This window comes from Streptomyces sp. NPDC001135 (assembly GCF_053598395.1).
This window is the reverse complement of the sequence record NZ_JBSFKD010000009.1, coordinates 46,745-67,463: the sequence shown is the minus strand read 5'-3', so window position 1 is coordinate 67,463 and position 20,719 is coordinate 46,745. Positions and strand designations below refer to the sequence as shown.

Here is a 20,719-nt window from a genome sequence, read left to right as displayed (position 1 = left end):
AGATTCCGGGAGAGAGGGAAAACCGTGACCAGTGACCAGTCGACCGTCACCGTAACCGATGGCTTCGTGCCGGTCATCGATATTTCCTCTCGGGAAGACCAGGGCAGACGCGCCGCAATCGCCGAAGCGATCGGAACAGCGCTGCGCAGGTCCGGCTTCTTCATCGTCATCGGTCACGGTATTCCGACGGATCTCACGGACCGCATGTTCACGGCGACCAACCGGTTCTTCAAACTACCGGAACCGGAGAAGGACCTCGTCGCGTCGCGCCCCGGGGTGTCCGGATACCGCAGGGCCGGCGGGACCCTTGCCCGCAGCCTCGACCAGAAGACTCCCCCGGACCTGTGCGAGACGTTCGCCGCTCATGTGACAGGCGAGCTGGGCGACGAGGAGCGCCGGAAACTCGGGAACGAATGGGCGAGTTGGACCCACAGGAACATCTGGCCCCGGAACCCTCCGGAGTTCCGGGAGGTCTGGCAGGAGTACATGACCGCCATGGGCGACCTCGCCGCCGACCTCATGCGCCTGTTCGCACTCGCCCTCGACCTCGACGAGAAGTTCTTCGACGACAAGTTCGACCACCACGGCTCATCCATCGCCGTCAACTACTACCCGCCACAACTCAGCCCCCCACTCCCCGGCCAGTGGCGACGCGGCCCCCACACCGACTTCGGCAGCCTCACCATCCTCTACCAGGAAGACGACCGCGGCGGCCTCCAAGTCCTCCAGGACGAGGACACCTGGCGCGACGTCTCCGCCATCCCCGGCAGCTTCGTCGTCAACATCGGCGACCTCATGGCCCTGTGGACCGGCGGACGCTGGGTCTCCACCATGCACCGCGTCACCACCCCCCACCCCGGCGACACCTCCTCCCGGCTCACCATCCCGTACTTCTACCTCCCCAACCACGACGCCTCCATCGAACCCATGCGCCCCTTCACCGACTCCCCCGCAGTGGAGCGGTTCGACACCGTGACGGTCAGCGAGTGGGTGTCGCGCAAGGTGCAGAAGATCTTCAGCTGAGCACGGCCCGGTTACCGGGTCCGATCACCGACCAGGCCTTTGCCCTGCGCCGCAGAAAGGCAGTGGATCATGCAGAAGAGCATCCATCACGACCGGATCAGCGAGCAGTACCAGGAGTCGAGCACGCAGTACGACAGCGTCAAGAACCTCCCCTACGCGTTTGCCGAACGGGAGACGCTGCTGTCCGGGATTCCCGATCTCACCGGGAAGCGGGTCCTGGACGTGGCCTGCGGAACGGGCTTCTACTCACGCATCTTCAAGCGCCTCGGCGCGCGGACGGTCGTCGGCGTCGACATCGAGCAGAGCATGGTCGACGTGGCCCGCCGGATCGAGACCGAGCAGCCGCTGGGCATCACCTACGAGGTGGGGGACGCGGCCGAGCTGCCGGTGCTCGGGGAGTTCGACGTCGTCGCGCCCGTCTGGGCGTTCGTGCACGCCAAGGACACCGCGGAGTACCAGGAGATGGTGGCGCGGTGCGCCGCCAACCTGGTGTCCGGCGGCACCATGGTCGCCCTGTGCTCGAACCCCGACATCGACCTCGGGAAGATGTCCGTCTATCCGCGCTACGGCCTCTCCATCACGCCGAAGGAGAAGCACGGCGAACTCCAGGTGATCCACATCGAGATGGACGTCGAGCCGCACGTCGGGTTCGACGGCTTCTTCTGGCCGGCCGGCACCACGGAAGAGGCGATGGAGAAGGCGGGTCTGGTCGATGTCCGGCGGCTGCCGAACCGCGCCCCCGGGCATGCGGCCGGCCTGTCCGAGAAGGGGTACTGGGCCGCTTTCGTGGCGAACCCGCCGTTCGCTCTCTACACGGCCACCAAGCCCTAACGGGAGCGCAGTCGCACCAGACGCGGTGGAAACTCTCGAGACGGAGAAGTCCATTGAAGCTCGCTGTGTTCGGAGCGAACAGTTCGACCGGACGGCACCTCACCGAACAGGCACTCGCCGCGGGCCACACGGTGACCGCGGTCGTGCGGCGACCCGAGGAATTCCCGCTGTCCGGCCCGCATCTTCGGATATGCGGCGCGGACGTGACCGACCGGGCGGCGGTCGAGCGAGCGGTCGCCGAACAGGACGCGGTCGTATCGATTCTGGGTGTGCCGTACGGACGCCAACCCGTGACCGTGCTTTCACGGGGTATCACGCACATCACGGACGCGATGGCCACGCACGGCGTCAAGCGGCTGGTCACGGTGACCTCACGTCTGCTCGCCGTGCACACCAACCGGGCGCCCGGAGAAAAGCCGCCCCTTGAACGGTTCATGTACCGCAGGGTGATCTACCCGTTCCTCACCACCCTCGGCCGCACGCTGTACGACGACATGGTGCGCATGGAGCAGATCGTGCGATCGACGGATCTCGACTGGACGATCGTCCGCCCCTCGGCGCTCTTCAACACCGACACCGTGAGCCCCTATCACTTCGGCCCGCCGGAGTCGCCGGGGCTTTATACGTCGCGCATTGACCTGGCGCATTCCCTGCTGACCGAGGTGACCGGAAACAAGCATGTGCACTCGGTCGTCTCGGTCTTCACCACACAGGGGGTCCCGACCTTCGGCGACGTGCTGAAGAAGGAGGTCATGCGTATCGGGTCCTGGGACCACAAGTAGGCTTCAAGCCATGTCCTGATGGCGGCACCGCCCTGTAATGGGCGGTGCCGCCGTCCGCACGTCCGCACCCCTGACCCCAAAACCCTGGAACCTGAGATCGTCTGAATCCGAACCAACTTACTTTGCACAGTGGAAATACTGGAACAGGTGTGACAATCTGAAACAGGTGACGACAAGGCCCTTACGTGTGAAGGGAAGCTTCAAGGGGGAGATGCATCCGTGCACAAAGGATCGCAGCTCGCATTATTCCTCGAAAGTCTGCACTGGTCGCCCGAGCGGCTGGCGCGTGAAATTAATCGCAGATACGGCGAGGGCACGGTCAGCCTGAAAGCCCCGTACGGCTGGACGAAAGGGGCGTACCCACGGGGTCAAGTTCCTGAATTCGTCGCCTCCATACTTTCCGAACAGCTGGACAGACCGATCGGTATCGGTCAGATATGGCCGGAGCGCATTGACGACACCGGGCCCGCCGGTGCCGGCGGGCCGGCCCGCGGGACTCCCTGGTCCGAACAGCACGTCGACCGTGTCCTTCGAGCCCTCCTCGACCAGGAGGAGCACGGGACCGGGCCGTGTCCGCGCTTGGGTGAATCGGTCCCCGGACCCGAGCTGGTGCTGCTGGCCGTCGACTGGCTCACGGCCGACACCAAACCGGCCTCGGCACGATCGGACGGCGTCGAACTCCCCGCGGAAATGGTCGAGGTGCTGGCCGGCCGGATCACCCGGCTGCGCAGCCTGAGCGCCACGCACAACAGCGCCCTCATCAGGAAGTGGGTGGTGCACGAGCTGCACTGGGCCCGTCACCTGACCAGCGGCGCCGCCTACGACGTACCGACCGGCAGACGGCTGTACAGGGCGATAGCGGAGTTGGCCCAGCTCGCCGGCTGGCTGGCCGCGGAGAAGGGCCGGTACACCCAGGGCCAGCAGTACCTGCTGGTGGGACTGCACGCGTCTGCCCTCGCGGACGACCGCAACCTGGGCGCGTACATCCTGTCCTGTCTCAGCTACCACCTCACGAAGTGCGGCAACGGACGGGACGCGCTGCGGCTGATCAAGCTCGCCGACATCGGTACGGAGGACGCGGTGCCCGGTGTCCTGCGTTCTCTCCAGGCGTCACGTGAGGCGTGTGCGCGCGCCGGGTCCGACGACGAGGACGAGTGGGGGCACCTGGACCAGAGGGACCCGGACGGCGGCGCCGTCCACCGCCCCGGTCTGGAGGAACGTATCGCCGCGGCTCTGCTGAGCCGGGAGGACGACAGCCGGTTGCCGCGGCAGGCGCAGCACCCGCGCACGCCGGTGTCCGAGCCGGGCCTGGGCACGGTCGCCGCACCGGCCGGCCTGAGCGGCTGCGGCGAGTTCGCGGAAGCCCGGCGGGCCGGCGGGACGGGTGACACGTGACCTGGGGCACCGTCCGGGACACCCGCGCGCGGCGGGGCGCGGGGCTGTCGGCGCGCCCCGCGTCCCGCCCGGAACTCAAGACCTCCTACTGCGGCTGGTCCGGCGGCGCCAGGTAGCCGCCCAGGGTGTAGGTCCCGGGCGGCACGGCCCGGCCCCTGTCGTCGACGTCGGCGGCGGCCAGGACGCCGGCCAGTGTGTACGTCTCCTCCGCCGCGGGGTCCGGCAGCCGCGCGGCATCCGGTGCGGCGAAGTTCCGCGCCCCGTGCAGCCATGCCACGTAGTCGTGGAGGTCGGTCGCCGACATGGCGGTCAGCGCCTTGTTGCGGGCGGTGGCCCGCGTGTCCGCGGCGTGCCACAGTGCGATGCTGTCCCGGGCCAGCCGATGGACCCGCGCCGTCCGGTCCCTGCGGGCCGCGTTGTAGCGGCGCAGCCGCGCGCCGACCTCGGCGGCCGTGCAGTCCAGCAGGTCCCCGAGCACCACCGCGTCCTCGAGGGCCAGGCACGCGCCCTGCGCCGCGTAGTGCAGCATCGGATGGGCCGCGTCACCCAGAAGAGCGACCCGGTCGTCGGTCCAGCCGTCCACGGGGTCGCGGTCGACCAGCACCCAGGCCTTCCACTCCGTGGCCAGTTCCAGGAGTCGTTGCGCGGTGTCGCAGAGCACGGCGAACTGCTCGCGCACCCGCGCCGTCGGCACCACCGTGCCGGAGAAGGTCTCGGCGGGCTGGTTCTCCACGCTGGGGGCGAGGTTGAGACTGCGGCCCGAGGCGATCGGATAGTGCACGAAGTGCCGGCCCGGCCCCGCCCACCACGTCACCGCCGCGTGCCGCAGGTCCGGGGGGACCCGGTCCATGGGGACGATCGAGCGGTAGACGGTGATGCCCGCGTTGCGCGGTCCGCCGTCGCCGACCAGTTGCCCGCGTACGGCGGAGTGCAGGCCGTCCGCTCCCACGAGGGCGTCGGCGGTCAGGGCCCCGCCCCCCGCGAGCAGTACGCGCACCGCCTGCCCGGTGTGTTCGTAGCCGACGACCGCGCTGGACGGCCGCAGCTCGATCCGGTCACTGTCGCGGCACGCGCGCAGCAGCAGCCGGTGGAGCTCTCCGCGGTGCACCACGACATAGGCGTTGCGGAAGCGGGCGCGGTAGCGCTCGTCCAGCGGCATGCTGACGACGTGCTCCCCCGACACGCCGTCCATGAAGCGCAGTTCCGTGACCGGTACGGCGATCCGGCGGACGGCCGCGGCCAGGCCCAGGCGGTCGAGCGCGTGCATGCCGTTCGGGGCGAGCTGGATACCCGCCCCGAGCTCGGCGAACTCGCTGTTCCGCTCGCACAGCACCACACGGTGCCCCCGGGCCGAGACGCTCAGCGCCGTGGCGAGACCGCCGATGCCGCCGCCGGCGACGACGACCGTCGTCATGCCGGTGCTCCGGCCCGGCCCTCGTCCGCGCGCCCGTCCCGTCCGACCAGCCGTGCGAGTTCCAGCCGCTTGATCTTGGCGGTGGCCGTCCGGGGCAGGTCCGCCTGCCGCCACTGCACCGGCGGCGCCATCTCCGGCAGGTCGGCCACCGCCGCCCGCCAGGCCTCGGGGTTCAGCGGCCGGTCTCCCTCGGTGCAGACCACCGGGCGGGGCAGCCCGTTCTCCGAGGGGATGATCACGACCTCGGTGATGTCAGGGAGGCGTGAGAACAGCCGGTCCTCCACCGACAGGGTGCTGCCGAAGCCGGGGATCTCGTCCACTTCCCGGTCCATCAGGTGCAGGCAGCCCCAGCGGGTGCGGTAGCCCAGGTCGCCCATGCGCCACCAGCGTGCGTCGGCCTGCCGGTCGAAGCGCTCCTGCTCGCCGAGGTACGTGCGGATCCGGCCGTCGCTGCTGACCTCGATGTACCCCGGCGAGGACGACGTCGGCCGGTGGCCGTCGCGGCTCACCACGCGTACGCCGGTCATGCCTGGGAACGGGATGCCGACACAGCGCCCGTCCGCCCGGGGCGAGCGGTGTCTGCCGTAGGAGCGCGCGGCGGTCGGTCCGATCTCGCTCTGTCCGTAGATCTGGCCGAACCGCGCGGACCGGCGGCGCGAGCCGCCTATCAGGGTGCGTACCGTGCGCGGGTGCAGTGCGTCGAAGGTGCTGCTGAAGAACTTCACGTTGGCCAGCGGTTCGAGCGGGTCGGCGGCGAGTCGCTCCCAGCTCATGTACGTGTTCGGATGGGCTTCGAGGACGGCCGGACGCAGCCGGGCGAACAGCTGCGACACCCGCTGCGGGTCGGCGTCCGCGAGGACTGCCACCGGGAAGCCGCGCAGCAGCGCGATGGCGAGCGCGGTGAACAGACGCGAATGCACGAAGGAGACGTGGACGGCCACCGGTTCGCGGCGCCGCATCAGCGCGGTGGCCAGTGCCTGGGGCCGGTACCGGGCTTCGAGGCTGAACGCGGTGTGGACGGCCAGCTTCGGGACCCCCGTCGTGCCGGAGGTGTGCGTGACGAGGGTCGGGTGATCGGGAGGCAGTTCCAGCACGGGAATCCGGGGAGCACCCGCCAGTCCGGCCAGGGCCGTGGCGCGTTCGTCGGCGCCCGAGGCCAGCAGCACGCGTCGGGTGAGGGCGAAGACCGTGTCCGGCAGAGAGCCGGTCAGCTTCGCGGCGTCGGTGATCAGGTAGGGCCGGCCGACCCTGCGCAGAAGCGCCGTCACCGTGTCGCCGTCCAGGTGGGGCGACAGCAGGACGGGCACCACGCCGATCCGGGTGGCCGCGACGGCCAGCAGGGTGATGTCGAACGCGTTGCTCTTGTGGATCACCGCATGGTCGCCGGGTCGTAGCCCCGCGCGCCACAGGCGGGAGCCGAAGTCGCTCACGAGATCGGCGACGTCCGTCATCGTCATGGCTCGGCCACGTTCCGGCGCGATGTCCAGATCGTGGTCGAGGAGCAGGACGTTCGCCGGGTACCGGGCGGCGGCCCGGTCGAACAGCGCTCCCAGCCTGATGCCGCGATTTCCTACGCGCTGGAGAAACATGCGTCAACCTCGATCTGCTCGGATGTCCGGGAACGCCGCGTCAGTCGCTTTCGATGACCTTCTTGAGACGTCCGGCGGTGGCGGCCATGTCGCTTTTCAGCTTCTCCCCCCATTCCTTGAAGAACCTCTTCTTCTCGTCGTCGTCCATCTCCGCGGTGATGCCGAGGATTCCCTCGGTGGCGGTGCCCATACGGAAGTGGTGGACAAGTTGTGTGCCGCCGTCGGCGGCGCGCAGGGTGAAGCCCCAGACACTGTCCTGGGGCCGGCCGGACAGGGTGCGCATGGCCCAGGCGAAGCGGCGCGCGGGCTCGGCGGCCACCACCTCGGCCGTCGTGGTCCACGGGCCGCGGACCACCGGTGCCCACGCCACCACGTCGTCGGACCGGTCGTTGTGGCCGCGGAAGACGGAACCCAGGGCGCCCGGTTCGCCCTCGATCCACTCACCACCGGTGCATTCCTCGCTCCACTGGTGACTGCGCGGCAGATCGCTGACCACCGTGTAGACGAATTCGGGTGCCGCGGCGACATGCACGTCGACCCCTATGTCGAAGAGGGGCACTTTCTCGTTTTCCGCTTCCCTTTTCGTGTCCATGCAGACATCGTCGTCACCCGTTTACCGGCCGGGCAACGGGATCGGCGGCGATTCGTCAAGTCCCGTCCGCGGGCCGGTCCGGTCCGCTCGCGCGGCCTGCCATTCGACCAGGGCGAGGCCGGCCGCCATGCCCCCGCCGAACCCAGCCAGCACCACCAGGTCACCGGGGGCGATCCGGCCGGCGGCCCGGTCCAGGGTGACGGGGACGGACGCCGCTCCCGTGTTGCCGGAGAACGCCACGGTGGTGTGCGTACGCTCGGGCGCAAATCCCAGGTCCGCGGCGAGCGTCTCGATCATCCGGCCGTTGGCCTGGTGGGGGACGAAGTGCAACGGCCGCGCCCGGTCCGGCACATGGGTGTCCAGGAAGGCGCGGATCAGCGGTGCGACACGGCTCTCCACGAAGCGGCGCACCGCCGGGCCGTCCATCGTGAAGCAGTGCAGGCCCTGCTCGACGGACATCCGCGAGGCGGGGATCCGCGAGCCGCCCGCGGGGACGCGGATCAGGCCCCGTTCCCCGGGGAAGGTGGACAGCCGGGTCGCGATCACTCCCGCGCCACGGGTGGGCCCGAGAACCACGGCACCCGCGCCGTCGCCGAAGAGCACGGCGGTCCGCCGGTCGCCGGGGTCCAGCATGCGGGAGTAGATGTCGGCGCCGATGACCACCGCGTGCCCGCCGGAGCCGTGGATCATGCGTTCCGCGGCGGTCAGGGCGAAGACGAAGCCGCTGCACACGGCGTTGACGTCGAACGCCGGTGTGCCGGCGGGAACGCCGAGTTCCGCGGCGACGGCCGTGGCGGTGGGCGGCTGGGGCGAGTCGGGGGTGGACGTCGCCACGAGGACCAGCGTGACGTCCTCGGCGCGCACGCCGGCGTCGTGGAGCGCCCTGCGCGCGGCCACGGCCGCCAGGTCCGAGGTGGCCTCGTCGGGCTTCGCCCAGCGGCGTTCGCGGATCGCTGTCTTCCGCCTGATCCACTGGTCCGTGACGCCGGCTGGTGGTCCGACGTCGTCGTTGGTGACGACGTTTCCGGGGAGACAGGAACCCGTGCCGAGGATTCCGACCGGATCCGCGTCGCGGACCGCTCCTGCACGACTGGCCATGGTGACTCATTCCAGGTCGTCGCCGTGCGGAATTCCGGGGACTCAGTCCCGCACGGCGTCCGGTACGACAGTTCTGCGTCGGAAGATAGCCACCGGGGCCGCACGCCCCCCAGACACCGCGGCAATGAATGTCACCTCTGAGGCCTTCACGACCGCAGAAGCCCACTCTGTTCGAGGGAGTTGACAGACTTGTCGGCCGGCCCGTCGACGCTCCTCGCGGGAAAACGTAGCGTTGGTGGCCGATATGCCCGTCCGTCCGACAAGGGACACCGCATGGGGAGAAGTAATTCCGCGTCGGCAGGCGCACCGTGGTCCGATGCCATCGACGTGCATCACCACATCATTCCGGAATTCTATGTGGAGGAACTCCGGAAAATCGGCTCCGCCGCCACGCTGCCGGGTGTCGACAGACCCGCGTGGCGGGTGGAGAGCAGTCTGTCGATGATGGACCGGCAGGGCATACGGGCGGCCGTGGTCAACGTGTGGCCGGGGGTGCCCGCCGTGGACGCGGCCACCGGCGCCCGGTTCGCGCGCCGGGTCAACGAGTTCCTCGCGGAGCTGGTGGCCGCGCACCCCGGCCGGCTCGGGGCGTTCGCCGTGCTGCCGCTGCCGCACCTGGAGGCCACACTCGACGAACTCGCCTACAGCATGGACGTCCTCGGCCTCGACGGGGCGGGACTGGTCACCCACTACGGCGGGGTGTACGTGGGGGACCCGTCGCTCGACGCGTTCCACGCCGAGGCGGCTCGGCGGGAAACGCCGCTGTTCGTCCATCCGACGGCGCCCCCGGTCGATCAGCCGGTCTTCGGCCTGCCGGTCTCGCTGTGCGAGTTCCCCTTCGAGACGGTGCGACTGGCGACCCAACTGCTGTACCACCGCACCCTGGACCGGCACCCCGGGCTGCGTGTGATCCTTTCCCACGGCGGTGGCGGTGTGGCGTACTACGCCGCCCGGCTCGCCAGCGGGCCGCTGATCCGCGCCGACCTCGCCGAGCGGCTGCCCGCCGACCCGATCGGCTATCTGCGGCGCCTCTACGGCGACACCGCCATGATCGGGGATCCCCATGCCTTCGCGTCGGTGCGCTCTTTCGCGACAGCGGACCGAATCCTCGTCGGTTCGGACTTTCCTTTCATGCCGGAGTCGTCCGGCGAGCAGGGCGGGCGCTACATCGTCGACCACGGCGGATTCACCCCGGAGGAACTGGAACGCATCGAGCTCGGCAACGCCATGGACCTTTTCCCTCGATTGGCGAAGTACCAGTAGAAGGGCTGTCAGCGTGCTTGAGGAAGCCACGATCACCACGTATCTGGAACGCATCTCCGCCCGGCGCCCGGCCCGGGCCGACCTTGAATCGCTGCGTGTTCTGCAGATGCGTCATCTCCTCTCCGTGCCCTTCGAGAACCTGGGCTACCACCTGGGCGAGGAGATCCACATGGACGAGAGGGTCGTCGACAAGATCGTCAAGGAACGGCGCGGCGGCGGCTGTTACGAGGTCAATCCGGGTCTCGCCTATCTCCTCCGGGGCCTCGGTTACGACGTCTCCTTCATGCCCGGCCGCGTGTGGATCAAGGGCGAGCTGACCGCTCCCCTGTGCCATCTGGCGCTGAAGGTCCGTGCCGACGGGACCGACTGGCTGGTCGACGTCGGCTTCGGCCGCAACAGCAGGTACCCGCTGTCCCTGGAGACGGACGGCGTTCAGCCGGACCCGCACGGCGACTACCGGGTCATCGGCGCCGACGACGGCGGCATCGACGTGCGCGCGAACGGCGCGCTGCAGTACCGGGTCTACGACGTGCCCTGCCGTATCGCCGACTTCGGGCCCACCCTGTGGTGGTACCGCACGGCGCCGGATTCACCGTTCCTGCAGAACCTGTTCTGCTCGCTGCCGACCGAGAACGGGCGGATCACGCTGAAGGAGAACCAGCTGACGCACATCGTCGGCGGTGAACGGGAGAGCCGGCGGCTGGCCGGCGACGAAGAAGTCCGCGCCGCGTACGACAAGTGGTTCGGGATCAAGCTGGAACGGCTGCCGGTGAAGGAGGGCGGGAGCACCACCGTGCCGATGTCGTTCGACTGAGCCGGCCCGGGCAGGACGCCGGGGCCGGGCCGAAGCGATACCGGGAGGCTGGTGGTGCCGGAGGGGTTACGCCGTGCCGGAGGGGTTCGAGATGAGGTACCTCCAGTGCCCGTCGGCCCCCCTGCGGGCGACGTCCGTCGCCGTGCCCTCGATGTGCACGCGGGTGCCGTCCGGCCCGACGCCGTCGTGGACGTAGTCGTTGATCAGCAGGGCGATGTCCCCCACCTGATAGACGTGACGCAGCGAGACCGTGATCGGGATCCGGTCCCGTACCACCGTCGGCAGTGCCGCGCGCCTGCGCGCACCCGAGGACAGCAGGCCGGGCCGCACGACGTGCGCGGCCTCCGGCGCGAAAAGGGCGTCCAGCAGTTCCAGGTTCCGCGCGTTGAAGGCGTCGGCGAAGACATGGGGAAGATCGGCCGGATCGACGGGAAGGCCGTTGCCGGCCGGTGTGTCGGACATGGGACCGAGTACAGCATCCGGGAATACCGAAAGGCAGCACGCCGAACCGATGTCTGTCACCTTTGCTTTCCGCGTGACGAGCGGCGCCCGGACCTGACAGATCAGGTGAGCGGACATGGCCGGACGCCTTTCGATACTGGCACGATGCCGGTGGAATTCGCACGTCATGAACGCCGGGCCTGTCGACAAGGAGTATTTCCTTTGACGAACATGACCATTGTCTTCCATTCCCGCAGCGGAAACGTCTATCAACTGGTGGAAAGGGCGGCGAAGGCGGCCCTCGACGCGGGCGCCGACGTACGCGTGCGCAAGGCGCCCGAGCTCCCCGACCCGATGATCCTCGACCGGGACGCGTACGCCGAGCTCGCGGCGGCCACCCGGGACGTCCCTGCGGCGGCCCTGGACGACCTGGTCTGGGCCGACGCCATCATGATCGGCACGCCGGTCCACTACGGCCTCCCCGCCCCGCAGATCATGAACTTCATCGACCACACCGGGCCGGTCGCCATACCCGGCAGGCTGATGAACAAGGCGGTGTCCGCCTTCGCCTCCGGTTCGATGCCCCACGCGGGCCAGCAGGCGGCGATCCTGGCGCTGCACAACGCGTTCTGCCACTGGGGGGCCGTCATCGTGCCGAACGGCTCCGCCGCCGCCGTACTGCACCAGCCGGGCAACGGCGCTCCTTACGGCACCGGCACCATCTCACGGCACCGGGCGAACAGCGTGAGCGAGGACAACTTCGACGCGATCGAATACCAGACGCTGCGCACCCTCCAGATCGCCGGGGCGCTCGCCCGGGGCCTGCGGCCCGAGCCGAAGATCACCATGGTGAGCGACGAGCGACTGCGCACCTTCGGCCTGGACATCTGATGCGCCCCGGCAAGGTGGAGCGTGACACGCCCTGGCCGCACGGCCATCCGTGCTGGGTCGAGGTACGGGTCGGCCACCCGGGGCGGGCCGCCGCCTTCTACGGGCAGCTGTTCGGCTGGACGTTCTTCGACCACGGCCCCGACTACCAGCACTATCTGACGGCGCGACGGAACGGGCGGGCCGTCGCCGACATCGGGCCGAGGCCGGCCGGGGAGAGCACCGCGGAGCCCTCCGCGTGGCTGGTGTGCTTCGCGGTCGACAGCACCGACGCGGCGGCCAAGGAGATCACCAGGGCCGGTGGCACCCTGCTGCTCCCCCCGCTCGACGTGGGTTCGCACGGCAGGTTCGCGGTCGCCGCCGACCCGGCCGGCGCGGAATTCGCCGTCTGGCAGGCGAACGCCTACTCGGGTACGGAGATCGCCGGGGTCGCGGGTTCGGTGGTGCGGCACCACTGCCTGAGCAGGGACGTGGAGGCGTCACGAGCCTTCTACGCCGATGTGTTCGGTCTCACCTCGACCCGGTCCCGCGGCCCTGACGGAGACGGCCACGTCCTGCTGCTCGACGGGCAGCCGGTGGCCGGGATCAGCGCGCTGGGCGCGGACGCGCCGGCCGATGCGTCCTCGCACTGGCGAGTCACCTTCGGTGTCGCCGACCTCGGCTCCGCGCTGGAGAAGGTCGCCGAACTGGGCGGCACCGTGCGCGAGGGCCCCTTCCACACGCCGCACGGACGGAGTGCCCGCGTCACCGACGAGCAGGGCACCGCGTTCGAGGTGCTGGAGGTCGGCGACCAGGGCTGAGGCCGGCCCGCCGGGACGCGGTCAGCGGTCCGGTCCGCGGTGGGGGCGTGGCGCCGGATGCCATCCGGCCGAGTCCCAGAACCTCAGCTGGGCCGCCTTCGGCAGGGCCGCGATCCGCGGCCCCGCCAGGCTCCCGAGGCACAGGGCGTTCGGCGCGTCGGGCGTGAAGGCGGGCCAGTGCGGGGCGAGTCCGCTGCGGGGCACGCCGTCGTGCGCGAAGGACGACACCAGGTCCATGAGGGTCGCCGAGACCTGTCGCTCCAGGGGACCGTCGCCGAAGATCCCACGGTGCCACGGGGTGCCATGGGTGCCGAACAGGAACGGCGCGGTGGCCTCGTGCGGTGTGCCGAACGCGGGCGGGTGCACGGCGTAGTCGAAGTGCAGCAGGAACCTCGGCGCCCGGCTCTCGCGAGCGCCTCGCTCGGTCAGGCGGACGATCTGATGGCGGAACAGGCTGTCCCCGACGATCTCCGCGTAGAGGGAGACGGCGTCGTCCGCCCGTCCCTCCTCCCGGGCCCGCGCGCGGTAGTGCCGGACGGCCCGCTCGACGAGTTCCCCCGGAACGTCGGCTCGGCCCTGGAGCAGGTGGGCGCGGACCATGGTGCGCAGTTCGGTGTCGTCGACCGGGTGCGGAAGGACGGCCGCGGTGTAGAACGAGCCCTCGGTCGCGGTCGTCACGGTCAGGGTCGGCAGGTCGGGCACGGGCCGGTGGGCGTCGTACCCGGACACCAGCTCGCCGTCCACGACGGGTCCCCGGTAACAACGGCCGGAGGCCACCGGGTGGCGCTGCGGGGCGCCCGTGAAGTACTCCTCCCAGACGGTCAGCAGCTTCCCGGCGTCCACGGTGCGCAGGCCCGGTACGTCGACGCCGAGCCGGTCCGCCAGGGCGTCGAACGCCGTGCGCGCGTCGTCCGGTTCCAGGCCGTAGGCCGGGGCCCAGACGTGTGCCGCGCTGATCGGGACGATGCGGCGGATCACGCCGCGCAGCCGGGGAAGCAGCGCGAGCTGCCAGACCCCGGCGCCGCCGGCGGACGTACCGCAGAGGGTGATGTTCCCCGGGTCCCCGCCGAACGCCGCGATCGTGGACCGCACCCATTCCACGAGGGCGACCTGGTCCTGGAGGCCCCAGTTGGCGCAGAGGCCGGTGGCCGGATCGGCGAGCTGCTCGTGCCGTCCGAACCCGAACGGTCCGAGGCGGTAGTTGAAGGTGACGACGACGAGGTCCCCGCGGGCGGCGAGCCGCGCGCCGTCGAAGGTCGGGCTCGCGGCGGAACCAGCCCGCCAGCCGCCGCCGTGCACATAGACCAGGACCGGGCGGGCGCCGTGGACGTCCGGGGTCCAGACGTTGGCGTGGACGGCGTCCTCGGCGGACACCGGGACGGGAGCCGGTGCGCCGACCGGGCCGGGGCCCGCGGGCTGCAGGAAGGCCGGCGGCAGCACCGTCACCGGCCGTGTCCCGGCCCACGGCCGGCACGGACGTGGCGAGGCGAACCGGAGCGGGCCCACCGGCGGGGCCATGAAAGGCACGCCCAGGAACGCGCAGACGCGCGCGCCGCCCCCGGCCGGTCCGGTCACCGTCCCCCGCAGCACACCGGAGCGGGTACGCACCTCCGGCGGCCGGGTCTCGCGCGCGTGCCCCATCGGAACCCCTCCGCCGTGTGGTCTTCCGGTATCCACAGCACGATCGCAGACCGGGAATGGGGTACCAAGGCGGGCAGAGGACATCTGTCAAGTACGCGTAATTGACAGACTTCGGCCGACATGACGAACCGGACCACTGTCTGTTGGCCGGCCCCTGGGGAGGCGCGAGGGTGGTCCCGTGCCTTTTTTCGTTTCGGATCGAAATCCAGGTGATTATTCACGCCGGGCCTTTGTTTCGAGTGCCTTCGACCGTCCCGGATCGCCAGGCGAGGGGGAGCCGGAATTGGCTGGGGACATGATGTCCATTCCGCTGGAAAAGGCGGGACAGCAACCCGAATGGGAGGACCCGTCGCAGGTACGGCGTGCACGGGAAGCCCTGGCCGGCCGCCCCGGGCTCGTCGACGTCCGCGACGTCGAGAGGTTGCGCGCGCACCTGGCGCAGGTCGGCTCGGGTGCCGCGGAGGTCGTCCAGGCCGGTGACTGCGCCGAGGATCCGGCCGAGTGCTCGGCGTCGGACGTCGCGCGCAAGGTCGCCGTTCTCGACCTGCTGGCGGGTGCGATGAAGCTGGCCGGGCACCGTCCGGTGCTGCGCGCGGGCCGGATCGCGGGGCAGTTCGCCAAGCCCCGGTCACGGCCGACCGAACGCCTCGGCGACCTGGAACTGCCGGTATTCCGGGGTCACTTGGTCAACGGACCGGCTCCGGAACCCGACGAACGCGTGCCGGACCCGCTGCGCCTGGTCACCGGCTACATGACCGCCGCCGACATCATGGCCCACCTCGGCTGGGGCCGCCCCGGCGGCATGGAGCACCCCGTGTGGACCAGCCACGAGGCGCTGCTCCTCGACTACGAACTCCCCCTCGTGCGCCGGACCGCCGACGGCAGGCTGCTGCTCGCCTCGACGCACTGGCCGTGGATCGGGGAACGCACCCGTCAGACCGACGGCCCCCACGTCGCCCTGCTCGCCCAGGTGCTCAACCCGGTGGCCGTCAAGGTGGGACCGGGCATCGGCACGGACGAACTGCTGGCTCTGTGCGACCTGCTGGACCCCGGGCACCGTCCGGGGCGGCTGACCCTCATCGTCCGGATGGGAGCCGGGACCGTGACCGAGCGCCTGCCCGCGCTGGTCCGCGCGGTCCGCGCGGCCGGACACCCGGTGGTGTGGCTCGTCGACCCCATGCACGGCAACACGGTCGTCACGCAGAGCGGTCACAAGACCCGCTACGTACGGACGCTGCAGCGTGAGGTCCGTGAGTTCCGTGCGGTTCTGGCCCAGGAGGGGGCGTTCCCCGGCGGTGTCCATCTGGAGACGACGCCGGACCAGGTCACCGAGTGCGTGCTCGACGAGTGGGAGGCCGACCGGGCCGGAAAGGTCTACACGAGTTTCTGCGATCCCCGGCTCACCGTGGAACAGGCGCTCGAGGTCCTGGAGGCGTGGACCGCGACCCCCTCTCCGGTGGTGCCGGCCGCGACGGCTGCCGAGCGGCAGGCGACAGGAGGATGACGCGATGACAGGAGTGACCGGAGAGCCGGGCGGGATCGCCCTCGTCACCGGGGCCGCCGGCGGGATCGGCCGGGCCGTGGTCCGCGCGCTCGCCGAACAGGGCACGACCGTGGCGGCCGTCGACCGCGACGACGACGCCCTGCGCACGTGTGTCGCCGAACTGACCCGCGCGGGCCTGCCGGTGACGGCCTGCCCCGCCGACGTCACCGAGGCCGCCGGCGTGGAGGCGACGGTCGCGAGGGCGGAGGAGCGGTGGGGACCGGTGGAGTACCTGGTCAACGCCGCGGGCCTGCTGCGCATGGGCACGGTCCGCGAACTGAGCCCCCGGGACTGGGCGGACATGTTCGCGGTCAACGCCGCCGGGGTCTTCCACGTGTCCCGTGCCGTGGTGGACCGTATGGTGCCGCGGCGCCGGGGCTCTCTCGTCACCGTGGCCTCCAACGCCGCGGCGACGCCGCGGGCGAGGATGGCCGGTTACGCCGCGTCCAAGGCGGCGGCCACCATGTTCACCAAGTCACTCGGCCTGGAGGTCGCCCCCCACGGCATCCGCTGCAACGTCGTGGCCCCGGGATCGACCGAGACCCCGATGCTCTGGTCCATGTGGCAGGACGACGCCGGACGCGCGCACACGCTCCACGGCAGCGCCGCCGACTTCCGCGTGGGCATCCCCCTGGGCAGGACCGCCCAGCCCGAGGACGTCGCCGCCGCGGTGCTCTTCCTGCTGTCCGAGCAGGCCCGGCACATCACGTTGCACGACCTCACGGTCGACGGCGGCGCCTCGCTCGGCGCCTGAAAGGAAGCTGATCATGCCAGGGATCCCCGACATAGCCGCCTACCCGATGCCGGGTGACCGCGACATTCCGGCCAACACCGTGCGCTGGACGGTAGGTCGGGACCGTGCCGTTCTGCTCGTGCACGACATGCAGCGGTACTTCCTGCGGCCGTTCGCCGGCACGCAGCGCCGCGAACTGACCGGCAACGCCGCCCTGCTGCGGGAGCGGTGCGCGCGCCTCGGCATACCCGTCGCGTTCACGGCCCAGCCCGGCAGCATGACCAGGGAACAGCGCGGGCTCCTCATGGACTTCTGGGGTCCGGGGATGCGGCCGGCCGCGCAGGACCGGGCGGTGACCGACGAACTGGCCCCGCGCGCGGACGACTGGATGCTCACCAAGTGGCGCTACAGCGCCTTCTTCCGGACCGACCTGCTGGCGCGGATGCGCGCGAGCGGCCGCGACCAGCTGATCCTCTGCGGGGTCTACGCCCACATCGGGGTCCTCGCCACCGCCGTCGACGCCTTCACGCACGACATCCAGACGTTCCTGGTCGCCGACGCCGTCGCCGACTTCTCCGCACAGGAGCACCGGCTCGCCCTCGGGTACGCCGCCGGGACCTGCGCGCTGGTGGCCACCACCCGGGGTCTGCCCTTCGAAGGTGGCACGCTTCTCGGGCAGGAGGGCGCGCGGCCCGGGAAACGGGCCGTCGCATGAGCCCGGAGCCGACGGAGACAGGCGCGGGCGAAGCCCTCCTGGACCGTGTCCTGTCCTCACCCGCCACCCACCCGTTCGCCCTGCTCTACCGCCCGACGGTCACCGGAGCCGACCGGGTGGACGTCCTGACCGGCCCGGTCAGCACGGTGGACCGGGTCGCCGACCTGCCGATACCCGAGTCCTCGCACGGCCCTTGCGGTGCGGACGTCCTCGCGCTGCTGCCGTACCGGCAGCTCGCCGAGCGTGGCTTCCCCGTCCCCGACGACGGGCGGCCGCTGCTGGCCATGACGGTGCGGGAGCAGGCATCCCTCAGCCGGGCCGCGGTGCTCGGCCGGGTCCCGGACGTGCCGATCCGCATGACGGACGAGCACTTCGACATCGACGACGACGCGTACGCGGATCTCGTGCGCCGCGTCCTCGCCGACGAGATCGGCGTCGGCGAGGGCGCGAACTTCGTCATCAAGCGCCGCTTCCTCGCCGGCATCCCGGACTACACACCGGCCACGGCCGCCGCCCTCTTCCGGCGTCTGCTGGCCCGGGAGTGCGGCGTCTACTGGACGTTCCTGGTCCACACCGGCGAACGCACCCTGGTCGGGGCCACACCCGAGAGGCACGTCAGCCTGAAGGACGGCACCGCCGTGATGAACCCGATCAGCGGGACCTACCGCTACCCCGCGTCCGGGCCGACGCTGTCCGGGGTCATGGACTTCCTCGCGGACCGCAAGGAGACGTACGAGCTGTTCATGGTGGTGGACGAGGAACTGAAGATGATGTCCCGGGTCTGCGACACGGACGTGCGCGTGGTGGGTCCGTTCCTCAAGGAGATGGCCCGTCTCGCGCACACCGAGTACGTCATCGAGGGGCGCACGGAGCGCGACGTCCGGGAGATCCTGCACAGCACCCTGTTCGCCCCGACCGTCACCGGCAGCCCGCTGGAGAGCGCGAGCCGTGTGATCAGCCGCTACGAACCGCAGGGGCGCGGCTACTACAGCGGCGTCATGGCGCTGGTCGGCAGGGACGGCCGCGGCCGGCGCACCCTGGACTCGTCGATCCTCATCCGCACCGCCGACATCGACTCCTCGGGCCGGCTGGCGATCGGGGTGGGCGCCACCCTGGTGCGCGACTCCGACCCGGCGGCGGAAGCGGCGGAGACGCGGGCGAAGGCGACGGGCCTGCTCACCGCGTTGCGGGCCGAACCGCAGGGTCCACTGGGCCACCACCCGTCCGTGCGGTCCGCGTTGCGGGCCCGCAACGCGGACATCGCCCGCTTCTGGCGGCACGGCCCCGAGCCTGCCACGGCGACGCACCCGGTGCTGACCGGACGGCATGTCCTCGTCGTGGACGCCGAGGACATGTTCACCTCGATGATCGCCCACCAGTTGCGGTCGGCGGGCCTGCGGGTCACCACGCGCCGCCACGACGAGCCGTACTCCTTCGCCGGGCATGATCTGGTCGTGATGGGGCCCGGACCCGGCAACCCGCTGAACACGGGCGAGGGCAGGATCGCCCGGCTGCACGACGACGTGGGCAGGTTGCTGGCCGAGCGCCGTCCGTTCCTGGCCGTCTGCCTGAGCCATCAGGTGCTCAGCCATCGGCTCGGCCTCGAGGTGCACCGGCGGGACACACCGCACCAAGGGGTGCAGCAGGACATCGACCTCTTCGGCCGTCGTGAACGCGTCGGCTTCTACAACAGCTTCGTGGCGCGCAGCGCCTCCGACCGGCTGAGCCTGCCGGGCGTCGGCGACGTGGAGGTCAGCAGGGACGCCGCCACCGGCGATGTGCACGCGCTGCGCGGCCCGTCCTTCGCCGGGGTGCAGTTCCACGCCGAGTCGGTGCTCACCCGGGACGGGGTCGGCATTCTCGGCAGGCTGCTGGCGGGCGTCCTCGAAGAGGCACAGCACTCCGTCCGGGCCGTCCGGTCCTGAAGCCCGGTGACCGGCCGCGGCCGCTTCAGGCCGTGCTCAACGCCACCCGCCTGCCGTGCAGTTCGCCCGCCTCCAGCATGCGGTGGGCCTCGGCGGTGGCGCTCAGCGGCAGCACACGCAGGTCCCGGGGCCGCAGGCGGCCGTCCGCCAGCAGTTCGTTGACGGTACGCGCCGCCTCGGCGAGTTCGGCGGCGGGTGCTCCGGTGATGGCGAAGCCGACGACGGACCCGTCCCGAACATACAGCGGCCCGGCCGGCAGCGGCGGTGCGGTGCGCAGGCCGGCGAGCAGGACGATCCGGCCCCGCCGGGCGAGCAGTTCGACCGCCGTGGTCAGGTCGTTGACGCCGGCCGCGTCCGCGTAGAGGTCGACCCCCGCGGGGCAGGCCCGGGCCAGCCGCGCCCCCAGGCCGGGGCCCGCGCGGTCGACCACCGTGTCGGCACCCAGCGCACGGCAGTACGCGGCGTCGCGTCCGCGGGCGACGGCCACCACCCGGGCACCCGCCCGGGAGGCGATGGTCACCATGGCGGCGCCGACATTTCCCGCCGCCCCGATCACGACCACGGTCGACCCGGCGCGCAACCCGCCGTGGGTCACCAGACCCAGGTGGGCGGTGGCGGCCGGGTGCAGCAGCGCGACCGCGGTCTCGGGGGCCACGCCGTCCGGCAGCCGGTAGAGCCGCCCGGCCGGGACGACCGCCCGCTCGGCCGCCGCGCCCTGTCTGCCGTCGTGGCCGAGGCTGTTGCACCACACCCGCTCGCCCACCTCGAAGCCCGTCACCCGCGTTCCCAGGCCGGCGACCCTGCCGACCAGGTCGCGGCCGACCACGAACGGGAACTCGAGAGGGGTGGTGACCGCACCGGACCGTATGAAGGTGTCGACGTGGTTGGCCGTCGTCATCTCGACGTCCACCAGGACGTCGTGGGCGCCCGGACGGGGGTCGGGCAGTGCGCCGAAACGTATGGAATGCGCGGGACCGAACGCGTTGATATAGGCAGCACGCATACCCGTCACTTTCCCGGAGTGCGCCGCCCCTGGGCGCCCGCCGGGCAGGTGGGCGGCAGAGTGTGTCACCTCCGGCCCCGAGCCGGCCCGGCCCGACGACGCACCTGACGGATTGTCGGGTCCGTCGTTGCCGACGCTCCGTTCCCGGTTCCAGGATCGGAGCGTGCTCCGCCGCACAAGCCCGGCTCGTTGCCGCGGCGGCCTCGGCGCTCCCGCGCCCCAGGGCGGT

19 protein-coding genes are annotated in these 20,719 nt (G+C 71.0%); 12 read left to right on the top strand and 7 right to left on the bottom strand.

Features of this window, described 5'->3' with window-relative positions; genetic code table 11:
• Positions 1-24 precede the first annotated feature (24 nt).
• From ACWC94_RS13835 to ACWC94_RS13820, 4 genes are all read left to right on the top strand, one after another.
• Positions 25-1,023 carry an isopenicillin N synthase family dioxygenase gene (locus tag ACWC94_RS13835; RefSeq protein ID WP_450796739.1) on the top strand — a complete coding sequence of 333 codons (999 nt, stop codon included), beginning with the start codon at positions 25-27 and terminating at the stop codon, positions 1,021-1,023.
• Positions 1,024-1,092: 69 nt separating this feature from the next.
• Positions 1,093-1,854: a class I SAM-dependent methyltransferase gene (locus ACWC94_RS13830; RefSeq protein WP_450796738.1), complete on the top strand. Its 762-nt coding sequence runs from the start codon at positions 1,093-1,095 to the stop codon at positions 1,852-1,854.
• 53 nt (positions 1,855-1,907) lie between these two features.
• Positions 1,908-2,636 (top strand): NAD(P)-dependent oxidoreductase, encoded by a 729-nt coding sequence (locus tag ACWC94_RS13825; protein WP_450796737.1) that lies wholly within the window; start codon positions 1,908-1,910, stop codon positions 2,634-2,636.
• Between the two features lie 579 nt (positions 2,637-3,215).
• On the top strand, positions 3,216-4,031 hold the full coding sequence (locus ACWC94_RS13820; RefSeq protein WP_450796736.1) for a hypothetical protein: 816 nt from the start codon (positions 3,216-3,218) through the stop codon (positions 4,029-4,031).
• Positions 4,032-4,116: 85 nt separating this feature from the next.
• Here ACWC94_RS13820 and ACWC94_RS13815 read toward each other — a convergent pair whose 3' ends face one another.
• Genes ACWC94_RS13815 through ACWC94_RS13800 form a run of 4 tightly spaced genes read right to left on the bottom strand, consistent with a single transcriptional unit; the run spans position 4,117 to position 8,724 of the window.
• Positions 4,117-5,445, bottom strand: a complete 1,329-nt coding sequence (locus ACWC94_RS13815) for an FAD-dependent monooxygenase (RefSeq protein ID WP_450796735.1) — start codon at positions 5,443-5,445, stop codon at positions 4,117-4,119.
• Positions 5,442-7,034: a class I adenylate-forming enzyme family protein gene (locus tag ACWC94_RS13810; RefSeq protein ID WP_450796734.1), complete on the bottom strand. Its 1,593-nt coding sequence runs from the start codon at positions 7,032-7,034 to the stop codon at positions 5,442-5,444. The genes ACWC94_RS13815 and ACWC94_RS13810 overlap by 4 nt, the downstream gene beginning before the upstream one ends.
• A gap of 40 nt (positions 7,035-7,074) precedes the next feature.
• Positions 7,075-7,626 (bottom strand): SRPBCC family protein, encoded by a 552-nt coding sequence (locus ACWC94_RS13805; protein WP_450796733.1) that lies wholly within the window; start codon positions 7,624-7,626, stop codon positions 7,075-7,077.
• Positions 7,627-7,647: 21 nt separating this feature from the next.
• Positions 7,648-8,724 carry a 3-oxoacyl-ACP synthase III family protein gene (locus ACWC94_RS13800; protein ID WP_450796732.1) on the bottom strand — a complete coding sequence of 359 codons (1,077 nt, stop codon included), beginning with the start codon at positions 8,722-8,724 and terminating at the stop codon, positions 7,648-7,650.
• A 327-nt stretch (positions 8,725-9,051) separates the two neighbouring features.
• Between ACWC94_RS13800 and ACWC94_RS13795 the strand changes: the two genes are divergently transcribed.
• A complete protein-coding gene (locus tag ACWC94_RS13795) occupies positions 9,052-9,987 on the top strand; it encodes an amidohydrolase family protein (protein ID WP_450796731.1) in 936 nt (311 codons plus the stop codon).
• Between the two features lie 13 nt (positions 9,988-10,000).
• Positions 10,001-10,801, top strand: a complete 801-nt coding sequence (locus tag ACWC94_RS13790; protein WP_450796730.1) for an arylamine N-acetyltransferase family protein — start codon at positions 10,001-10,003, stop codon at positions 10,799-10,801.
• A gap of 66 nt (positions 10,802-10,867) precedes the next feature.
• On the opposite strand, the gene ACWC94_RS13785 is transcribed toward ACWC94_RS13790, so the two are convergent.
• Positions 10,868-11,263, bottom strand: a complete 396-nt coding sequence (locus tag ACWC94_RS13785) for a YybH family protein (RefSeq protein ID WP_450796729.1) — start codon at positions 11,261-11,263, stop codon at positions 10,868-10,870.
• 210 nt (positions 11,264-11,473) lie between these two features.
• Between ACWC94_RS13785 and ACWC94_RS13780 the strand changes: the two genes are divergently transcribed.
• Positions 11,474-12,133: an NAD(P)H-dependent oxidoreductase gene (locus ACWC94_RS13780; protein WP_450796728.1), complete on the top strand. Its 660-nt coding sequence runs from the start codon at positions 11,474-11,476 to the stop codon at positions 12,131-12,133.
• Positions 12,133-12,930: a VOC family protein gene (locus ACWC94_RS13775; protein WP_450796727.1), complete on the top strand. Its 798-nt coding sequence runs from the start codon at positions 12,133-12,135 to the stop codon at positions 12,928-12,930. Before ACWC94_RS13780 ends, ACWC94_RS13775 begins: the two co-directional genes overlap by 1 nt.
• 21 nt (positions 12,931-12,951) lie before the next feature.
• On the opposite strand, the gene ACWC94_RS13770 is transcribed toward ACWC94_RS13775, so the two are convergent.
• Positions 12,952-14,571 (bottom strand): carboxylesterase family protein, encoded by a 1,620-nt coding sequence (locus ACWC94_RS13770; protein ID WP_450796726.1) that lies wholly within the window; start codon positions 14,569-14,571, stop codon positions 12,952-12,954.
• Between the two features lie 295 nt (positions 14,572-14,866).
• Between ACWC94_RS13770 and ACWC94_RS13765 the strand changes: the two genes are divergently transcribed.
• The 4 genes from ACWC94_RS13765 to ACWC94_RS13750 are packed head-to-tail and all read left to right on the top strand — an operon-like array spanning position 14,867 to position 19,487.
• Positions 14,867-16,075: a 3-deoxy-7-phosphoheptulonate synthase gene (locus tag ACWC94_RS13765; RefSeq protein ID WP_450796725.1), complete on the top strand. Its 1,209-nt coding sequence runs from the start codon at positions 14,867-14,869 to the stop codon at positions 16,073-16,075.
• Positions 16,076-16,079: 4 nt separating this feature from the next.
• On the top strand, positions 16,080-16,868 hold the full coding sequence (locus tag ACWC94_RS13760) for a 2,3-dihydro-2,3-dihydroxybenzoate dehydrogenase (protein ID WP_450796724.1): 789 nt from the start codon (positions 16,080-16,082) through the stop codon (positions 16,866-16,868).
• A gap of 13 nt (positions 16,869-16,881) precedes the next feature.
• On the top strand, positions 16,882-17,562 hold the full coding sequence (locus ACWC94_RS13755; protein WP_450796723.1) for an isochorismatase family protein: 681 nt from the start codon (positions 16,882-16,884) through the stop codon (positions 17,560-17,562).
• Entirely contained in the window at positions 17,559-19,487 is a 1,929-nt protein-coding gene (locus tag ACWC94_RS13750) for an anthranilate synthase family protein (RefSeq protein ID WP_450796722.1), read from the top strand. Before ACWC94_RS13755 ends, ACWC94_RS13750 begins: the two co-directional genes overlap by 4 nt.
• 25 nt (positions 19,488-19,512) lie before the next feature.
• On the opposite strand, the gene ACWC94_RS13745 is transcribed toward ACWC94_RS13750, so the two are convergent.
• Positions 19,513-20,490, bottom strand: coding sequence for an NADPH:quinone reductase (locus tag ACWC94_RS13745; RefSeq protein ID WP_450796721.1), 978 nt, complete (start codon positions 20,488-20,490; stop codon positions 19,513-19,515).
• Positions 20,491-20,719 lie beyond the last annotated feature (229 nt).